This window comes from Actinoplanes awajinensis subsp. mycoplanecinus (assembly GCF_001509495.1).
Lineage (GTDB): Bacteria > Actinomycetota > Actinomycetes > Mycobacteriales > Micromonosporaceae > Actinoplanes > Actinoplanes palleronii.
Genome location: NZ_LLZH01000316.1, coordinates 1 through 16,409 on the forward strand (window position 1 = coordinate 1; position 16,409 = coordinate 16,409).

At 70.4% G+C, this 16,409-nt stretch carries 17 protein-coding genes and 1 pseudogene; 6 read left to right on the top strand and 12 right to left on the bottom strand.

What is annotated here, in order from left to right; all coding sequences use genetic code 11:
• The 4 genes and pseudogenes from ADL15_RS41205 to ADL15_RS41215 all read right to left on the bottom strand — a co-directional run.
• A partial coding sequence (locus ADL15_RS41205) for an FG-GAP repeat domain-containing protein (RefSeq protein ID WP_198171251.1) occupies positions 1 to 696 on the bottom strand: 696 nt, incomplete at its 3' end.
• A 119-nt stretch (positions 697 to 815) separates the two neighbouring features.
• Positions 816 to 1,328 carry an FG-GAP-like repeat-containing protein gene (locus tag ADL15_RS56080; protein WP_232344873.1) on the bottom strand — a complete coding sequence of 171 codons (513 nt, stop codon included), beginning with the start codon at positions 1,326 to 1,328 and terminating at the stop codon, positions 816 to 818.
• Positions 1,314 to 1,892: pseudogene (locus ADL15_RS56085) on the bottom strand (hypothetical protein); the annotation flags it as partial. The gene ADL15_RS56080 and the pseudogene ADL15_RS56085, both read right to left, overlap by 15 nt.
• A gap of 354 nt (positions 1,893 to 2,246) precedes the next feature.
• Positions 2,247 to 3,086: an aminoglycoside phosphotransferase family protein gene (locus ADL15_RS41215; protein ID WP_232344871.1), complete on the bottom strand. Its 840-nt coding sequence runs from the start codon at positions 3,084 to 3,086 to the stop codon at positions 2,247 to 2,249.
• A gap of 137 nt (positions 3,087 to 3,223) precedes the next feature.
• Here ADL15_RS41215 and ADL15_RS41220 point away from each other — a divergent pair, with 137 nt between their 5' ends.
• The 3 genes from ADL15_RS41220 to ADL15_RS41230 all read left to right on the top strand — a co-directional run bounded on the left by ADL15_RS41220 (position 3,224) and on the right by ADL15_RS41230 (position 5,423).
• Positions 3,224 to 3,730 (top strand): GNAT family N-acetyltransferase, encoded by a 507-nt coding sequence (locus ADL15_RS41220; protein ID WP_083972417.1) that lies wholly within the window; start codon positions 3,224 to 3,226, stop codon positions 3,728 to 3,730.
• A 123-nt stretch (positions 3,731 to 3,853) separates the two neighbouring features.
• Complete coding sequence (locus ADL15_RS41225) at positions 3,854 to 4,759, top strand: NADP-dependent oxidoreductase (RefSeq protein WP_067703920.1); 906 nt, start codon at positions 3,854 to 3,856, stop codon at positions 4,757 to 4,759.
• Between the two features lie 187 nt (positions 4,760 to 4,946).
• On the top strand, positions 4,947 to 5,423 hold the full coding sequence (locus tag ADL15_RS41230) for a MarR family winged helix-turn-helix transcriptional regulator (RefSeq protein WP_067703923.1): 477 nt from the start codon (positions 4,947 to 4,949) through the stop codon (positions 5,421 to 5,423).
• Positions 5,424 to 5,513: 90 nt separating this feature from the next.
• Here the strand turns inward: ADL15_RS41230 and ADL15_RS41235 are convergent, their stop codons facing one another.
• A complete protein-coding gene (locus ADL15_RS41235; RefSeq protein WP_067703932.1) occupies positions 5,514 to 5,891 on the bottom strand; it encodes a hypothetical protein in 378 nt (125 codons plus the stop codon).
• 87 nt (positions 5,892 to 5,978) lie between these two features.
• Positions 5,979 to 6,683 carry a GntR family transcriptional regulator gene (locus tag ADL15_RS41240; protein ID WP_067703953.1) on the bottom strand — a complete coding sequence of 235 codons (705 nt, stop codon included), beginning with the start codon at positions 6,681 to 6,683 and terminating at the stop codon, positions 5,979 to 5,981.
• A 209-nt stretch (positions 6,684 to 6,892) separates the two neighbouring features.
• Here ADL15_RS41240 and ADL15_RS41245 point away from each other — a divergent pair, with 209 nt between their 5' ends.
• Complete coding sequence (locus tag ADL15_RS41245; protein ID WP_067703935.1) at positions 6,893 to 8,236, top strand: ricin-type beta-trefoil lectin domain protein; 1,344 nt, start codon at positions 6,893 to 6,895, stop codon at positions 8,234 to 8,236.
• 75 nt (positions 8,237 to 8,311) lie between these two features.
• Here ADL15_RS41245 and ADL15_RS57235 read toward each other — a convergent pair whose 3' ends face one another.
• Positions 8,312 to 8,419: a helix-turn-helix domain-containing protein gene (locus ADL15_RS57235; protein ID WP_157441944.1), complete on the bottom strand. Its 108-nt coding sequence runs from the start codon at positions 8,417 to 8,419 to the stop codon at positions 8,312 to 8,314.
• A gap of 109 nt (positions 8,420 to 8,528) precedes the next feature.
• Here ADL15_RS57235 and ADL15_RS41250 point away from each other — a divergent pair, with 109 nt between their 5' ends.
• Positions 8,529 to 10,142 carry an ATP-binding protein gene (locus tag ADL15_RS41250; protein ID WP_083972418.1) on the top strand — a complete coding sequence of 538 codons (1,614 nt, stop codon included), beginning with the start codon at positions 8,529 to 8,531 and terminating at the stop codon, positions 10,140 to 10,142.
• A gap of 192 nt (positions 10,143 to 10,334) precedes the next feature.
• Positions 10,335 to 10,844, top strand: coding sequence for a HEAT repeat domain-containing protein (locus ADL15_RS41255; protein ID WP_067703938.1), 510 nt, complete (start codon positions 10,335 to 10,337; stop codon positions 10,842 to 10,844).
• A 115-nt stretch (positions 10,845 to 10,959) separates the two neighbouring features.
• Here the strand turns inward: ADL15_RS41255 and ADL15_RS41260 are convergent, their stop codons facing one another.
• The 5 genes from ADL15_RS41260 to ADL15_RS41280 all read right to left on the bottom strand — a co-directional run.
• Positions 10,960 to 12,801, bottom strand: a complete 1,842-nt coding sequence (locus ADL15_RS41260) for an NADH:flavin oxidoreductase (protein ID WP_157441943.1) — start codon at positions 12,799 to 12,801, stop codon at positions 10,960 to 10,962.
• A gap of 2 nt (positions 12,802 to 12,803) precedes the next feature.
• Positions 12,804 to 13,535, bottom strand: a complete 732-nt coding sequence (locus tag ADL15_RS41265) for an ABC transporter ATP-binding protein (protein ID WP_232344874.1) — start codon at positions 13,533 to 13,535, stop codon at positions 12,804 to 12,806.
• A 5-nt stretch (positions 13,536 to 13,540) separates the two neighbouring features.
• Entirely contained in the window at positions 13,541 to 15,349 is a 1,809-nt protein-coding gene (locus ADL15_RS41270; RefSeq protein WP_067703944.1) for a branched-chain amino acid ABC transporter ATP-binding protein/permease, read from the bottom strand.
• Positions 15,346 to 16,215: a branched-chain amino acid ABC transporter permease gene (locus ADL15_RS41275; protein WP_067703947.1), complete on the bottom strand. Its 870-nt coding sequence runs from the start codon at positions 16,213 to 16,215 to the stop codon at positions 15,346 to 15,348. Before ADL15_RS41275 ends, ADL15_RS41270 begins: the two co-directional genes overlap by 4 nt.
• Positions 16,216 to 16,219: 4 nt before the next feature.
• Positions 16,220 to 16,409, bottom strand: a 190-nt coding sequence (locus tag ADL15_RS41280) for a hypothetical protein (protein WP_232344872.1), incomplete at its 5' end; no start/stop codon positions are given.

Genomic DNA, 16,409 nt, shown 5'->3' on the forward strand with positions numbered 1-16,409 from the left:
CGTACTCGTGCCGGTCCCACCCGTGTGCGGATAGACGTAGAGATTGCCGTCGGAGAACCGGGCCAGGACGTCCACACGCCCGTCACCGCTGACATCCGCCACACAGATCGCGGTGGCATCGTTCCAGCCGATACCCACCTGGTACCGCTCACCGAACGTGCTCGTGCCCGTCTGACCGGTGCCCGGATAGACGTACAGGTTGCCGTCCGGGAACCGGGCCAGGAGGTCGACGTGCCCGTCACCGTTGATGTCGGCGGACGCGCCCGTCAGGGTCGAACCGGAGGGAGCCCAGAGCGCGTTCACCAGCAGTTGAGCGTCGTGGGCCTCCTTCGCGTACGCGTCAGGCACCGCGGAGACCTGGACCCGCTGGCAGATCGCGCCGATGTCACCGGTCATCCACGAGTTGTTGGGGTACTTGCGCAGCATGGCGCTCAGAAAGGCGTTCGTCGCGTACACCGGATCGGTGAGCTGTGCGGGTGTGCCCCAGCCCTGCGACGGCCGCTGCTGGAACAGGCCGAGGCTGTCGTGGTCGACCGCCTCCGTGTAGTTGTGCAGGGTGCTCTCGGTGATCGCCGTGGTCACGGCGATCACCGCGGCCCGCGGGTGCAGCCCCCGGCCCTTCGTGGTGGCGACGATGACCCGGGCGCAGCAGACCTGTGATCCGCCGATCTGGCGACCGAGCCGCGGACCGTTCATCTGCGGACGAATCTGGTTGGCTACCGCTACGTCGGCGGCGCTGGGACCGTTCGGCGAGCATGGTTTTGACGTCGGCATGGTGTGTGCCCTTCCGGAAGAAATGGTGATCTGGTGACCGCTCAGCTGATGGCGGTGGCGTCGTTCCAGCCGGTGCCGACCTGGTAGCGCTCGCCGAAGGTGCTGGTGCCGGTCCCGCCCGTGTGCGGATAGACGTACAGGTTGCCGTCCGGGAACCGGGCCAGAAGGTCGACATGCCCGTCACCGCTGATGTCCGCGGCGCAGATCGCGGTGGCGTCGTTCCACCCGATACCCACCTGGTAGCGCTCACCGAACGTGCTCGTGCCGGTCCCGCCCGTGTGCGGATAGACGTAGAGGTTGCCGTCCGGGAACCGGGCCAGGATGTCCACGCGACCGTCACCGCTGACATCGGCGACACAGATCGCGGTGGCGTCGTTCCACCCGATGCCCACCTGGTAGCGCTCACCGAACGTACTGGTGCCGGTCTTGCCGGTGCCCGGGTAGACATACAGGTTGCCGTCCGGGAACCGGGCCAGGATGTCCACGTGCCCGTCACCGTTGACGTCGGCGGACGCGCCCGTCAGCGTTCCCGAGCCGGCCCGCCACTGCGCCACGGTCTCGCCGCGCAGGACGCTCAGCACCGCCTTCTTGTTGTCCCGGCTGGTGACCTTGTCGCGGTCCTCGCTCAGGTGGATGTGCCACAGATGAGAACTGTCCGAACTGGCCGCCTTGCCCCGGCGGAAGTCCCAGCCCTCGACCTCCGTGTCAGTGTCGGTCTGGCCGAAGAACTCCCGCCAGCCGTTCAGCCGCGGGTCGTTGGGGTCCCGCCCGGACGCGAGAAGCCGCCCGCTGTACCGGGCGATCGTGCCGTAGTTGCCGGCCTGGGCGTCCGGAAACGTCCAGTCGTACGCGGCCGCCTTGTCACTGGGACCGCCCAGGTCCTCCGCGTCCCTGATGGAGTAGTTGCCCGGCCAGTCGGCCTGGTTCGCCGAGCGGGTGTTGTGGTATCCCGACTTGTTGGCGTAGATGCCGCCATTCTGCGTACCCGGCTGGAGCGCGAGCAATTGCTCCATCAGCCACCATGACGCGTCGGTGATCCTGGACGGATTGGGATTCGCTGCCATGCCTTTCCTCCCTTTGATGGAGAACGGGCCCCCGTGTGGAAAGCGGCTCGTCATCGATCGTCGGCACCGTGTATCGCTGCCACAAACAGGTCTACGGGCGTCGGTGAGCAATGGCCACAGGCGCCCGGCAGCCGCGAACAATTAGCCATGTTCGAGCAGTTCAGGGAGTTGTTCGCCGGGACGTACCGAACAATTCCGCGGCGCCGCTCTTCTCGGCGGCGGCAATGGGCCGGAAATGGCGTCCCGCCCAGCCGGATTCGTCGAGACCCCGGTGACGGCGCATCTCGCGTCAATCACACCATCCTCGAGGCGATGCCGTTGCCAATGGCCATCACGAGGAACTCGACGTGACCGGGCCGGTGGAGAACGACCCAGCCTTCGTCCTATGGCTGGAGAATGCCCCTTCGGCTAATCGAGCGCCTGGGTGATCTGGTACGTGGTCGCCGCGGCGATGTGCGGGTCGGTGGCGGCGTAGGCGGTGTAGGCGATCAGGCCCGCCGACAGGGCCCAGCCACGGCCGCGGAGCCAGGTCGCGTCGTCGACGGCGAGCGCCGCGCGGAACGCGGGGCGGGTGCGGGCCGACATCAGCGTGAACGCCATCATCAGGTCGACCGCCGGGTCGCCGGCGCCCAGGCCGCCGAAGTCGATGACCGCGCTGACCCGGCCGTTCCCGGTCAGCAGGTTGCCGGTGTGGAAGTCGCCGTGGAACCAGACCGGGGGCCGTTCCCAGCCGGGCGCGGCCACGGCTGCGTCCCAGAGCCGGGTCATCGCCGTCGCGTCGAAAGCGTCCGCGGCCCGCACGATCGCGGCCCGGGTCGACCGGTCCCGGGCGGCCAGGCCGTCGTTGCCGGTGGGCGCCGCGTCGACGGGCAGCTCCTGCAACGCGCGCAGGAAGCCGGCGAGCGTCTGCGCGGTCGCGACCGAGTCCAGTGCCCTGGTGGCGGGTTCGCCGTCCATCCAGCGCGCGACCGCCCAGTGCCACGGGTAGCCGGAGCCGGGTTTGCCGACCGCGACCGGCACCGGCACGGCGAGCGGCAGGTGCGGCGCGAGCTTCGGCAGCCACTCCAGCTCCTTGGCGGCCTGGCCGATCGCGCCCTCGTGCCGGGGCAGCCGCACCGACAGGCCGGGGCCGAGCCGGTGGATGACGTGGTCGGAGCCGGCCGGGTCGACGAGGCTCAGCGGGAGGCCGGCCCACTCCGGGAACTGCTCGTCGACCAGGCGGCGCACCAGTCCGGTGGTGATCTGCACAGTTCCCCCGTCCGACAGCGATCAGCCATCGAAGGCTATGCCGGGAGTGCAGGCCGCGTGCCGGCGCCGCGCCGACGGGCGGACCAGGTGTCGGCGCCACTGAAAAACCGTCGCTCAGCGCGACCGATACTCGGCGCATGACTCACGCGTACTCAGTGCGTCCTGCCACGGGCGGCGACCTTGCATCGGTATTGCACGTGCTGGCCGACAACCAGTCCAGCCGGCCAACGGGACCGCCGGCCCCCGCGACCACCCCTTCGGATCGGCAGATCGCGATGTGGAGCCGGATCACTCGCAGCCCCGATGTGACGGTCTACCTCGCCGAGTCCGGTGGGCAGCCGGTCGGCACGGCATGTCTGTCGATCCTGCCCACCATCACCTACGACTGCCGTCCCACGGCATTCATCGAGGCCGTCGTGGTCCGGTACGACCATCGACGGCGAGGAGTCGCAAGACTCATGCTCGGGTCCGCTCTCGACGACGCCCGTCGCGAATCCTGCTTCAAGGTCCAACTGCTGACGCACAAGAGGCACGCGACCGACGGCGCCCATGACCTCTACCGGTCACTCGGCTTCGAGGCAGAGGCGGAAGGATTCAGGCTCTATCTGCGCGACGCCCCGCTCTCTCCGGCCGATCCGACCTGACGACCGCTCCGGTGCCGGCGACGGGCTCGCCGGACTTCGCGAATACTTGGCTAGCCACACATTCTCCTGCTACCTTGCATATGTGGCTAGCCACACGTTGTCGGTGAAGGGAAGGGATGCCCCATGAGAGCAATCGTTTTCAACCAGTTCGGTGGACCGGACGTGCTGCACGAAGCGGATACAGAGGTGCCGCAACCCGGACCCGGCCAGGTCCGGGTCCGGGTGAAGGCTGCCGGGCTGAACGCACTGGACGGCAAGATCCGTTCTGGATCGATGGCGACCGTTCGCCCGACGACCTTCCCCGCCATCCCCGGTGGCGAGTTCGCCGGCGTGGTCGAGGCCCTGGGTGAAGGCGTCAGCGAGGTGCAGGTCGGTGACGAGGTGCTGGGCTGGTCCGACACCGGTTCGTACGCCGAGTACGCGCTGGCCACCTCCGTGGCGCCCAAGCCCGCCGACCTCGACTGGCAGAGCGCAGCCGCGCTGCCGGTCGCCGGCGAGACGGCCGAGCGTGTGCTGACGCTGCTGGGGGTGGCCGCCGGCGAGACCGTGCTGATGCACGGCGCGTCCGGAGCTGTCGGAACCCTGGCGATCCAGCTCGCCGCGGCCCGCGGAGCACGCGTGATCGCCACTGCGGGCCTCGCCAACCAGGACTACCTCACGTCACTCGGCGCCACCGCGACCGTGTACGGAACGGGCCTGGTCGAACGGGTCCGCGCGCTCGCACCCGACGGCGTGGACGCGGTGTTCGACCTGGCCGGGAAGGGGGCTCTCAAGGACTCCATCACCCTGCGCGGCGGCACGGAGCGCATTGTCACCATCGCCGACTTCGGCGCGCGGCAACTGGGGGTCACCTTCTCCCAGGGAAGCCCCCAGCGCTCAGCCGTCCGGCTGGCGGGCCTGGCCCAGGACGCTGCGTCCGGCAAGCTCGTCACCACCGTCACTGCCTACCCGCTCGGCCAGGCGGCCACGGCCCAGCAGCTCAGCGACGCCGGGCACGTGCGAGGCAAGCTCGTCCTGACCGTCAGCTGAGCACGCCCCCAACGACCACCCCTCCGCCGTCACGGTGACCGCACTACCTGAAGGACCCCCGCATGCTGAACTCCCTGCTGCTGCGCGCCGGCGCGCCGCTGAACACCCCCGACCCGGGAACCTTCTACGGCGGCGGAGCAGCCGGCTACACCGACTACCCCACCTGCACCGGCTGAGAGGCCGGACCATGGCCACCGAACCCCGCATTCCCACGACCGCCGGCGACGGACCGATGAGCTACGCGATCTTCCAGCTCGCCCGCGCCCACCGCGCCTACGCCGCCGCCCTGCTGCGCGAGATGGACCTGCACCCCGGACAGGAGCTGCTGCTGATGCATCTCCTGGACCGGGACGGCCAATCCCAGTCCGAACTGATCGAGAGCCTCGGCCTGGACCACTCCACCATCTCCAAGGCGCTACGCCGCATGCAGGACGCGGGCCTGGTGCTCCGCCAACCGGCCACGCATGACCGGCGCGTCATGGTCGTCCAGCTCACCGACAAGGGACGCGCGATGCGCGAGCCCATCGCGGCCCTGTGGCAGACCCTGGAGGAGACGTCCGTCCGGACCCTGTCGCCGCAGCAGGCACAATCCTTCGTCGAGATCTCCCACGCCATCACCGAGGCGATCAACAGCCGCGCGCTGCCGGAAGACCAGTCCGCGTGACAACCGGAGCGCACCCGTCAGGTGCCCGCGCCGGCCGCGGTGCCTGTCGGAGGGATCGGTCAGGACCAGGTTGCCGCCGCGGCGGCTACGTCAACGCCGAGATGCAACCTTCGTGCCCTCGGCGGCGACGGTGCCGACCGCGTCGGACCACCACCACGCGGCCCCGTTGACGTAGAGGCAGGGCGCCTCCGCGGTGATGTCGTCGCGCATCTGGGGCAGCGGCACCCCGGGGATGAGCAGTCGCACGACGTGCCCGTCGGTGTAGGGCAGATCCCAGCCGTACCGGCCGTCGCGGTCGGCGGCCCCGTCCCGGACCGCCTCGCCTGCGATCTCGGCGACCCGGGTGAGGACCTCCAGGTCACCGACCTCGGCGATCCGGGCCCGGACCGCGGACAGGAACGCGTCCAGCGCGGCGGCGGCAAGGTCCTCGCTGGCCTGCGCGATGGGCTGCGTGCCGGGATTGATCATGAAGAGACGGTACGACCGGATCGTCGGCCGAGACTCCCGGCCGACGCCGGGTAAGCCCCAGGGGTGACCCGGGCCGGAAGGGGCTGCTCAGCCCGAGTCCGGGCCGAGCCTCAGGTGGCTGGTGATGCGGTAGCGGTCGCCGCGGTAGATCGAGCGGGTGAACTCGACGATCTGCCCGGTCTCGTCCTGGGTGGTGCGTTCGAAGAGCAGGACCGGTGACAGCAGCGGCACGTCGAGCAGCCGGGACTCGTCGGCGTCGGTGACGGTCGGCTCCACGGTCTGCACCGCCTCGGCCGGGCTCACCCCGTAGTGGTCCCGCAGCCGGCGGTAGAGCGACCCCGCGACGAAGTCCTCGGGTCCGATGCCGGGCACCAGCGCGGCGGGCAACCGGATCGCCTCGATGGCCATCGGTTCCCCGTCGACGATCCGCCGGCGCCGGACGTAGAGCAGCAGGTCGCCGGGTGACACCTGCAACCGCCGGCCGAGCCGGGCACCCGCCGCTTCGGTGCGGAACTCCAGCACCTCGCTGACCCAGTCGCCCTCGGCCGGCGGGACGGGCGTGTCGAGCGCGGCGGGCACCTCCTGCGAGATCTTGTGCGGGCTGGTGAACGTGCCACGGCCGTGCTGGCGCACGAGCAGCCCGGTGCGGGCCAGCTCGTCGATGGCAGCCCGGACGGTCGGGCGGGAGGCCCTGAGCGACGCGGAGAGCGCGCGCTCCGACGGCATGGGGTCGCCGGGCGCCCGGGCGTCGATCAGCTCACGCAGCCGGTCGCGGACCTCAGCGCGCCGCATCACGTCCCCCATAACCTCGCGTCCGCCGGATGTAACCGTGGTCCAGTTTCGCGGTTCGCGGCGGCTCGTGTCGACCCGGCGAATCTCACTGTAAATAAAGTTTTGCACTTGGTATTGACGTTTACCACTGGCCTGGAACACAGTGGCCGGACCGCCAGTTCCATACCACTGGTCAGTTCAGTGCCCACCGCCGAAGGAGCCCACCCCCCATGGGACGAACCCTCCGCAAGATCGCCCTAGGTGCCACCGTCGCCGCCACCGTGGCCGGCATCGGCATCACCACCGCGCCCGACGTGAGCGCCGCCGTCAGCTGTGGCGTGCTCTTCGACGACTTCAACTACTCCTCCTCCACCGACGCGGCACTGAGCCAGCGCGGCTGGAGCGTCCGCAGCAACGCCGGCGGACCCGGTGTGCCCGGCGCCCGCTGGCTGCCCGGCAACCTGTCGTTCCCGACCGTCGACGGGCAGAAGGTCGCCCAGCTCAAGGCGGTCACCGACGGCACCGCGGCGGGCACGTCGCACGCCGAGTTCTCGCAGAGCAACCGGCGCTTCTTCGAGGGCACCTACCTGGCCCGGATCAAGTTCTCCGACGCCCCGGCCAGCGGCGCTGACGGCGACCACGTCAACCAGACCTTCTACACGATCTCCCCGCTGGCCGCCCCGCGTGATCCGCTCTACTCCGAGATGGACTTCTCCGAATACCTGCCCAACGGCGGCTGGGGAGAAGCCGGTCCGATCAACTACCAGACCACCTGGTACACCTACGTCGCCGACCCGTGGTACGCCGACAACCAGCACAGCCAGCAGGCCCGCAGCATCAACGGCTGGCACGACGTGATGGCCACCGTCTCCGGCGGCCACGTGAAGTACTACATCGACGGCGCGCTCGTCGGCGACCACTCCGGCAAGGTCTACCCGCGCCAGAACATGTCGATCGACTTCAACCAGTGGTTCATCGACCTGGCCGGGCACACCGGCGGCGCCAGCACCTACCTGCAGTCGGTCGACTACCTCTACCACGCCAAGAAGCAGGTGCTCAGCCCCGCGCAGGCGAGCGCCGCCGTCACCGCCTACCGCTCCGGCGGCACCACCCACACCGACAACGTCGTCACCGGCAACGACTGCGAACCGGCCACACCGCCCACCGGCCCGACCACGCCGCCGGCCTCGGGAGCGACCATGCTGCAGTCCAACTTCAGCGGCCGCTGCATCGACATCCCCAACGGTGTACCGGCCGCCGGCACACCCCTGCAGACCTGGGACTGCAACGGCTCCAGCGCGCAGAAGTGGTCGTTCGAGGCCGACGGCACGCTGCGGGCCCTGGGCAAGTGCATGGACCCGGCCGGCGGCGCCCTGACCAACGGCACCACGATCCAGCTCGCCGACTGCAACACCAACCCGGTGCAACGGTTCACCCTGAGCGCCGCGCGGACCCTGGTCAACGTCTCCTCCGGCCGCTGCGTCGACATCCGGGACTGGAACGGCAGCAACGGCGCCGCTCTGCAGCTCTGGGACTGCGCCGCCACGGCGAACCAGATCTGGGGCAAGCTCTGAGCTCACCGGTCCCCGGACGGCTGTCCGCCGCCCGGGAACCGAGCATGCGAGGTGACAAATCCTCGCACCCGGACGTCATTGCTCCGGCGCAGTGGACACCGGTGGCTGTTCCCGGATGGTGATCAGATCGCTGGGTTGGCAGTCGAGCGCGTCATAGAGTGCCGTCAGGGTACTGAACCGGATGGCACGGGCCTGGCACCGGTGGCACCTGGTGCTGGGACCAAATCACCTCTCGTCTGACCACGTGCGCGAAACGGCCCGCAGCCGGCCCTGTCCAGGCGATGATGAGGCGATGGGCCTGACGGGCGGACCGAACCGGACAGCGATGAACGAGGCGGCTTCCGGGCCGGATCAAACCTCGTTGGAGCTGTCACCGGCCGGTTCGACGCAGAACTCCGCGGACCGGATGGCGGCGGTCGTCGCGCGTGCCGCGGACGCGAGTTGCGCGATGATCCACATCACCGACAGGCAGCATCTACGCCTGATCGGCGGACACGGAATGCCACCAGGATTCGAGCACCGGCAACCTGCGCCGATAGCGTCGACGCTGGCCGGCCTGGTGCTGCACAGCGGCTTCCCGGTCGCCATCCGCGACACGCACTCCGACATCCGGGTGCCGATCGACGCGCCGGTGCGTTCCACCAGCTTGCGCAGCTATGCCGGGTTCCCGATCCGCGATCCCGACGGGAACATCGTCGGCGTGTGCGCCGTCGCGAACACCACATGCCGCGACTGGTCACCGGAACAGCTGGCCGGTGTCGACGACGGCGCGCAGGCCTGCACCGCGTTCGTCGCTGAGTTCTTGGCCCGTGAGCGCGAGCACCATCAGCGGGTCTTCCTGGACACCCTGCTCGACAGCCTCGACACGGGGGTGGCCGCGTGCGACGCCGGCGGGCGGATGGTGCTCGTGAACCGGTCGCTGCGCGAGCGCCTCGGCACCGACACGGTGGCCGGCGGCGCCGAGGACTGGGCCGCCCGGCTGCCGATCACCGATCCCAACGGCACCCCGGTCCCCGCGCCCCAGACGTCGCTGCTGCGGGCCTTGCACGGCGAGTCGGTACGCGGCGCGGAGCACCTGCTGCACCTGCACGGCCAGCGCCGGCTGTTCCGGATCAACGGTCATCCGATCGCCAGCGACCAGGGCCAGCCCCTCGGCGCGGTCGCCGTCTTCCACGACATCACCGCCGCTCATCACGCCGACCGGCTGCAACAGATGCTCAACCGCACCAAGGACGACTACCTCAACCTGGTCGGCCACGAACTGCGCACCCCGCTGTCGATCATCGGCCTGTATCTGGACGAGCTGCACATCGCCGACCCGGACACCCCGGCCGCGGTCCTGCAGCCGATGATCGCCGGTGCCCGGCGGGGCAGCGAACGCCTGCGCCGCCTGGTCGAGCAGCTATTGGATCTGTCCGCCCTCGACGCCGGTCGCAGCCCGCTGCACCGGGCCGACATCAACCTCAGCGCCGAGGTCGCCGACACCGTCCGTCAGCTCACCGCACGGGCCGTCGACAACGACATCACCCTGAGCTGCCAGGTGCCGGACCACGTGCCGCAGCACGCCGACCGTGCCCGGATGCGGCAGCTGGTCCACGTCCTGCTGGACAACGCGCTCGCCTACACCCCGGCCGGCGGCAGCATCATCGTCACGCTCACCACCCATCGGAGCGCAGTCGAACTCACCGTCGAGGACACCGGTTACGGCATTCCCGCCCATGAACTTCCGCACGTGTTCGAGCGCTTCTTCCGGGGGGCCATCGCCACCGAGAAGGCCATCCCCGGGACCGGGCTGGGCCTGACCATCGCCCAACTGATCGCTGAACGCCACCACGGCACCATCACCGCCGCGCCGAACCCCGGACACCACCGCGGAACCACCCTGCACGTCAGCCTGCCCCACTGACCGCACCCACCGGCATCCCGTCACCGCGATCAGCAGAGCCGGCGCCATCCCGCGGTCATCTCCACCAGCGGGTGCCGCCGGGCGCCCGGCGCGATGTCAAGGCGAGTCGATGCCCGGCGGTAAGTAGAAGGGTGGAAAGCAGATGCGGGAGCCTTACGAGCAGTGGGTCCAGGATGGGAAGCCGGACAGGAGGTGAGCGCGCTGGAGTCGGTGCCGAACGCGACACTCATCGGTCACCTTGACCACCCTGATCCGACGTTCGTCGCCGAGGTGATCCAGGAGCTCGCCAGGCGAAACGCGATGGAGGCGGCGCCTCGCGTGCTGGAGCTGCTGCGCACGACGCAGGAGGCGGTGATTCGCCACGACGCGGCGCTGGCCCTCTCGGACATGAAGATCCCGGAGGCGTTCGACGCGATCGTCGAGCTGTTGCGCGACCCCCGCACGCAAGGGCGCCGCGGGACGCTGCTCTACGCCCTCGACCCGTACGATTGCGCTCCGATCCTGGAGTTGCTCGTCGATCTGGCCCTGACCGGCGGATACGAGGTCAGGATGTCCGCACTCGGTCTGCTCAGCGGCATCGAGACGGACATCGACGAACCGACCTGGGAGCGGCTGAGCGACCGCCTGAAGGCCGCGGCCGCCACCGCGGACGAGCAGCGGAGGTCCGAGGTGATCGACCCGCTGAACGCGCTGTTCCACTGAGCATCCCGGCCGACCGGCCGGATCGTCAGCGCCGTTTCCCGCGCCGTCCGACGACAGACGCTCCCGGCCCCGTCCTGGTGGCCGCGGCCAACGGGTGGTGCCGGACGCACCGCGGTCAGGGCTGTGGCCAGCGCACCGGGTGGGGCCATTCGCGGACGTCGACGACCTGCCACGGACCCGTTCCGATGTCGAGATGCCGCGGCGTGCCGCCTTGGCACACCACCACCGTGCCGGGCATCTCGGTCCATTGCCGCCCGCCGCCGTGGCCGAGCAACAGGCGGTGCTCCTCGACGGCCTCGAGGGTGGTGCCCAACCGGATCTCGACGTGCGGGTCGCCGGTCAGCCGGCGCACCATCAGCGCCTTCTCCCGGGGCCCGGCCTCGGGTGCCAACTCCGCTCCGGCGCTGATCACCGTCGTCCGGTATCCGGCCGTCGCCGCGGCGTCGGCCACCGCGAGTCCGGCCCGGTCGGCACCCCAGACGATCACCCGTTCGCCGGTGCTGGGGTGGCGCAACCAGTCGTCGAGGTCACGGACCCGCGGATGGTCGGCGCCGGGGATCGGCGGGCGAACGCCGGTCGCACCGGCCGCGGCGACCACGATGTCGGGCGCGAGGCGCGCCACCGTCGTGGCATCCGCGCGCGTCGACAGTCGCAGGTCGACGCGGAGTCGGACCAGTTCGGCCGCATACCAGTCGAGGAGCCGGGCGAACTCCGGCTTGCTGGCGAGCGCGGCGGCGAGCCGGAACGCTCCCCCGATCATCGGTTCGGCCTCCCAGAGGCTCACCGCGTGCCCGGCGAGCGCCGCCGACCGGGCGGCTTCGAGACCGGCGACGCCGGCCCCGACGACCAGCACGCGGCGCGACGGCACCGGCGGCGCGGCCGCCAGGTGCTCTCGTCCGGTACCCGGATTGGCCACGCACCAGATCGGCTGCTGGGTGTGCAGACTGTCGATACATCCCTGATTGCAGCCGATGCAGGGCCGCGGGTGAGCGCCGGCCAGCGTGGTCGCCGTCCACCGCGGGTCGGCGTGCTGGGCGCGGCCGACAGCGACCAGGTCGGCGGCCCCGGACCGCAGGATCGCCTCGGCCGTGTCACCGGTGGTGATGCGACCGGCCACGCCGACCGGTTTGCCGAACTGACGGAACCGGGCCGCGTACGGTGCGAGCACACCCCGGTCGATCTCGCCGGGCGGCACCATCCATTCGCCCGCCTCGTAGCACCCGGCCGAGATGTCCAGGGCGTCGACCAGTTCCCCCGGCAGGCGTGCGGTCACCGCCAGCGTCGCGTCGGCGTCGAGCCCGTCCGGCACTCCCTCGAAGGCGGACAGCCGCAGGAACACCGTGGCCCGCGGGGCGGACCGGCGCACCGAGCGCAGCACCTCGGTGAGAAACAGTGCCGGGTCGCCGTACCGGTCGGCGCGCCGGTTGGTGCGCGGTGAGAGGAACTGGTGAATCAGGTAGCCGTGCGCGGCGTGGATCTCCAGCACGTCCACGCCGGCATCGGCACAGCGCCGGGCCGCCGCCGCGAACGCGTCGACGAGCTCACCGATCTCGGCGGTCGCGAGCTCACGCGGGCGCCGGCCGCGGAACGGCACCGGCGACGGGGCCACCGGCTGGAACCCGCAGACGGCCGGGTCACCGACGCGCCCGGCGTGGTTGAGTTCCACCCCGAGCAGGGCGCCCTCGGCGTGCACCGCGTCGGCCAGCACCCGCATCCCGTCGATGACGTGGTCCCCGTGGGCGCCGAGCTGCCGGACCCGTCCGCGACCGTCGGCGCGCACGTAGGTCGCCTCGGTGAAGACCAGCGCCGCTCCCCCGGCCGCCCGGGCCCGCAGGTACGCGACGTACCGGTCGGTGACCCGGCCGTCGGTGGTGCCGTAGTTGCGTTCCATCGGCGGACTGACCACCCGGTTGCGCAGCTCGTGCCGGCCCACGCGCAGCGCTTGCCCGAGCAGCATCGTCACAGGCCGAGGTAGATGCGCCGGACCTGGGGGTCGTGCCGCAGCCGGTCGGAGGTGCCGGTCATCGCCACCTCGCCGTTCTCCACCACCAGGCAGCTGCTGGTCGCCTCGAACGTGAGCTTGGCGTTCTGCTCCACCAGCAGCAGGCTCATGCCCTCGGTGCGCAGCCGCAGCAGCACGGCCAGGATGTCCTCGACCAGTTTCGGCGACAGGCCCATCGACGGTTCGTCGAGCAGCAGCAGTTTCGGCCGGGACATCAGCGCCCGGCCGATGGCCAGCATCTGTTGCTGCCCGCCGGAGAGCGCGCCGGCCAGCCGGTGGCGCATCTCGCCGAGGACCGGGAACAGCTCGTACATCTCGGCGAGGGTGGCGCGGGTGTCGGTGTTCCACCGGCGGGCGTACGCGCCGAGGAGCAGGTTCTTCTCCACCGGCAGCCCGGTGAAGACGTGCCGGCCTTCCGGGACGTAACCGATGCCGTGGCGGACCATGGCGCGCGCCGGCACCCGGCTCAGGTCGACCTCGCCGAAGCGCAGCCCGGCGACCTGCCGGGGGACCAGGCCCATCACCGCTTTCAGGGTGGAGGTCTTGCCGGCGCCGTTGGCACCGATCACCCCGATGGCTTCGCCGGCCGGCACGGAGAAACTCACGTCGCGTACGGCGCAGACGCCGCCGTAGTGGACGGTGAGCCCTTCGACCGTCAGGGTCTGCCCGGTCGTCGTCTGCTCGGACACGGTGGTCAACTGGTCACCTCCGGGAGGGATGGCAGGTCGTCGGTGTCCATCGAGTCACCGAGGTAGGCCTCGACCACGGCGGGCGTGCGGGCGATCGCGGCCGGTTCCCCTTCGGCGATGACGCGGCCGCCGGCCAGCACGGTGATCTGTTCGCACAACGACATGACCAGGCCCATGTTGTGCTCGATGATGATGACCGTGATGCCGCTGTCGCGGATCGAGCGGACGATCTCGCTGAGCTGGCGCACCTCCTCGCCGTTGAGCCCGGCCGCCGGTTCGTCGAGCAGCAGCAGCGACGGTGCGGCGGCCACCGCGCGGGCGATCTCGACGCGCCGCTGGATCCCGTACGGCAGTGACGTCGGGGCGAGGGCGGCGAACGCGGTGAGCCCGTACCGGTCGAGCACCTCACCGGCCCGCCGGTGCAGGTCGCGGTCCTGGCGCAGGATGACACCCGGCCCGAGCAGGTAGCGCCAGGCCCCGAGGGTGCGGCTGCGATCCAGTGCGACGAGGATGTTCTCCTCGACGGTGAGATCGCCGAACAGGCGCAGGTTCTGGAAGGTCCGGGACATGCCCGCCCGGGCCAGCCGGTACGGGCTGCTCGCGGTCATGTCCTCGCCGAGGAACGCGACGCGGCCCCCGGTCGGCCGGTACAGGCCACTGATCACGTTGAACAGGGTGGTCTTGCCGGAGCCGTTCGGTCCGACCACGCCGCGGATCTCGCCGTGGGCCACGGTCAGCGACACGTCGTCGAGTGCTTTGAGCCCGCGGAACTGCATGGTCACCCCGGCCACGGTCAGGATCGGCTCTCCCGCCCCGGCGGGAGGTTCGGCCGGCGCGGGGTAGGGCCGGAACGGTGCCAGGCGTGCGGCGGTGCCGGACTGACCGCGCCGGCGGCGCAGTCCGCGCAGCCGCTCGGGGAGCCCGGCGAGACCGGTCGGCGCGAAGACCACCACCAGGACGACGACGCTGCCGTATGCCAGCTGGGCGATCGTGGGGTGATCGGAGAGCCATTCCCGGACCAGGTACAGGCTGATCGCCCCGACCACGCAGCCGATCAGGCTCTGCCGGCCGCCGATGATCACCATGCCGAGCAGCAGGAACATGTTGGCGATGCCGAACGACTCCGGCGCGACGTAGCGGATCAGGCCGGCGTAGAGCACCCCGGCCACTCCCCCGTACACGCTGGCCAGCAGGAAGGCGGTCATCCGCAGCAGCGGCACCTCCGCGCCCAGGGCGCCGGCGGCCAGGGAGTCGTCGCGCATCGCCCGCAGCCGGCGGCCCAGCCCGGTGCGCACCACGAACAGGCCGAACGTCAGCGCGAGCGCGAAGACGATCAGCTCGACGTAGTAGTAGAGGTATTCGTTGGACAGGTCGATGCCCGGCAGCGTGGGAGCCGGGATCGCCGAGATGCCCTCGGCCCCGCCGCTGAGCTGTGCGTTGGTGACCCAGTTGGTGAAGGCGAGGGCCAGGCCGAGGGTCACGATGCCCAGGTAGTGCGACTGCACCCGCAACGCCGGAGTGCCCACGACCAGGCCGACGACGACGGTGGCGACCAGTGCCAGCACCCCGGACACCCAGAATCCCAGGCCGCTGTGAGTGGTGAGGATGGCGGTCGCGTAGGCGCCGACGCCGAAGAACGCGACCTGGGCCAGGTTCACCTGACCGGCCACGCCCATGCACAGCCCCAGGCCGACCGCGAGCACCGCGAAGATCAAAATCACATTCACGACATGGATCGCGTACGAGTCGAGCCCGTACGGCAGCAGCCACGCGGCGACGCCCGCCAGGGCGATCAGGGTGATGCGAAGTCTCATGCCCGGTTGACCGTCCGTTCGCCGAAGATGCCGGTCGGGCGCACCATGATGATCACCGTGAAGACCAGGAACGTGACCAGCTCGGAGTAGCCCTGGAAGTGCCCGGCGGTGAACGAGTCGAGGATGCCGATGGCCAGGCCACCGACGATCGCGCCGGGAATGCTGCCGAACCCGCCGAGGATCGCCGCGGCGAACCCCTTGATCCCGAGTGCGCCGCCGAGCGCCGGGCTGACGTAGAGCAGCGGCCCGACCAGGCCACCGGCCAGCGCCGCGAGCCCGGCACCGATCATGAAGGCGATCGCGTTGGAGCGTCCCACGTGGATGCCGACCGCGGTGGCGGCCTCGTGGTCCATCGCGACCGCCTGCATGGCGGCGCCGCGTTTGGTGCGGGACAGGAACAGCACCAGCAGGATCGTGGCGACCGCGGCGATGGCGAGCACGACCAGGTCGTAGGTGCGGATGCGGACCCCGAACAGGTCGACCGGTGCGGCCGGGACCGGTGACGGCACCGCCCGGCCGGTGGCGCCCCAGATCATGATGACCAGGGCGTCCAGCACGATGCCGAAGCCGATCGTGCCGATCAGCATCAGGTCGAAGTCGCGGTTCTCCAGCGGGCGCAGCACCCGCTCGATGATCAGGCCGATCACGCCGGTGACCCCGATCGCGACCAGCATCGCCAGCGCGAACGGCAGTTTGCTGGACAGGTAGAAGGTGGACGCGAGGTAGGCGCCGACGGTCACCACATTGCCGTGGGCGAAGTTGACCAGGCCCATGGTGCGGTAGACGAGGGAGAATCCCAACGCCACCAGGGCGTACACGGCGCCGAGACTGACCCCGCCGATGATGGTCTGAAGGAAGACCTGCATGCGCTCAGCCCGCGGCGGCGACGAGTTTGCCGCCCTTGATGGTGCCGATCGCGGTCGCGGAGATGCCGACACCGGTGGTGTCGAAGGCGAAGTCACCGAGCAGGCCCTGGTACTTGGTGGCCCGGATCGCGTCGGCGAGTGCCTTGCCGGTGGCCACGTTGCTGGTCTTCAGGGCGGTGAGCATGATCTGCGTG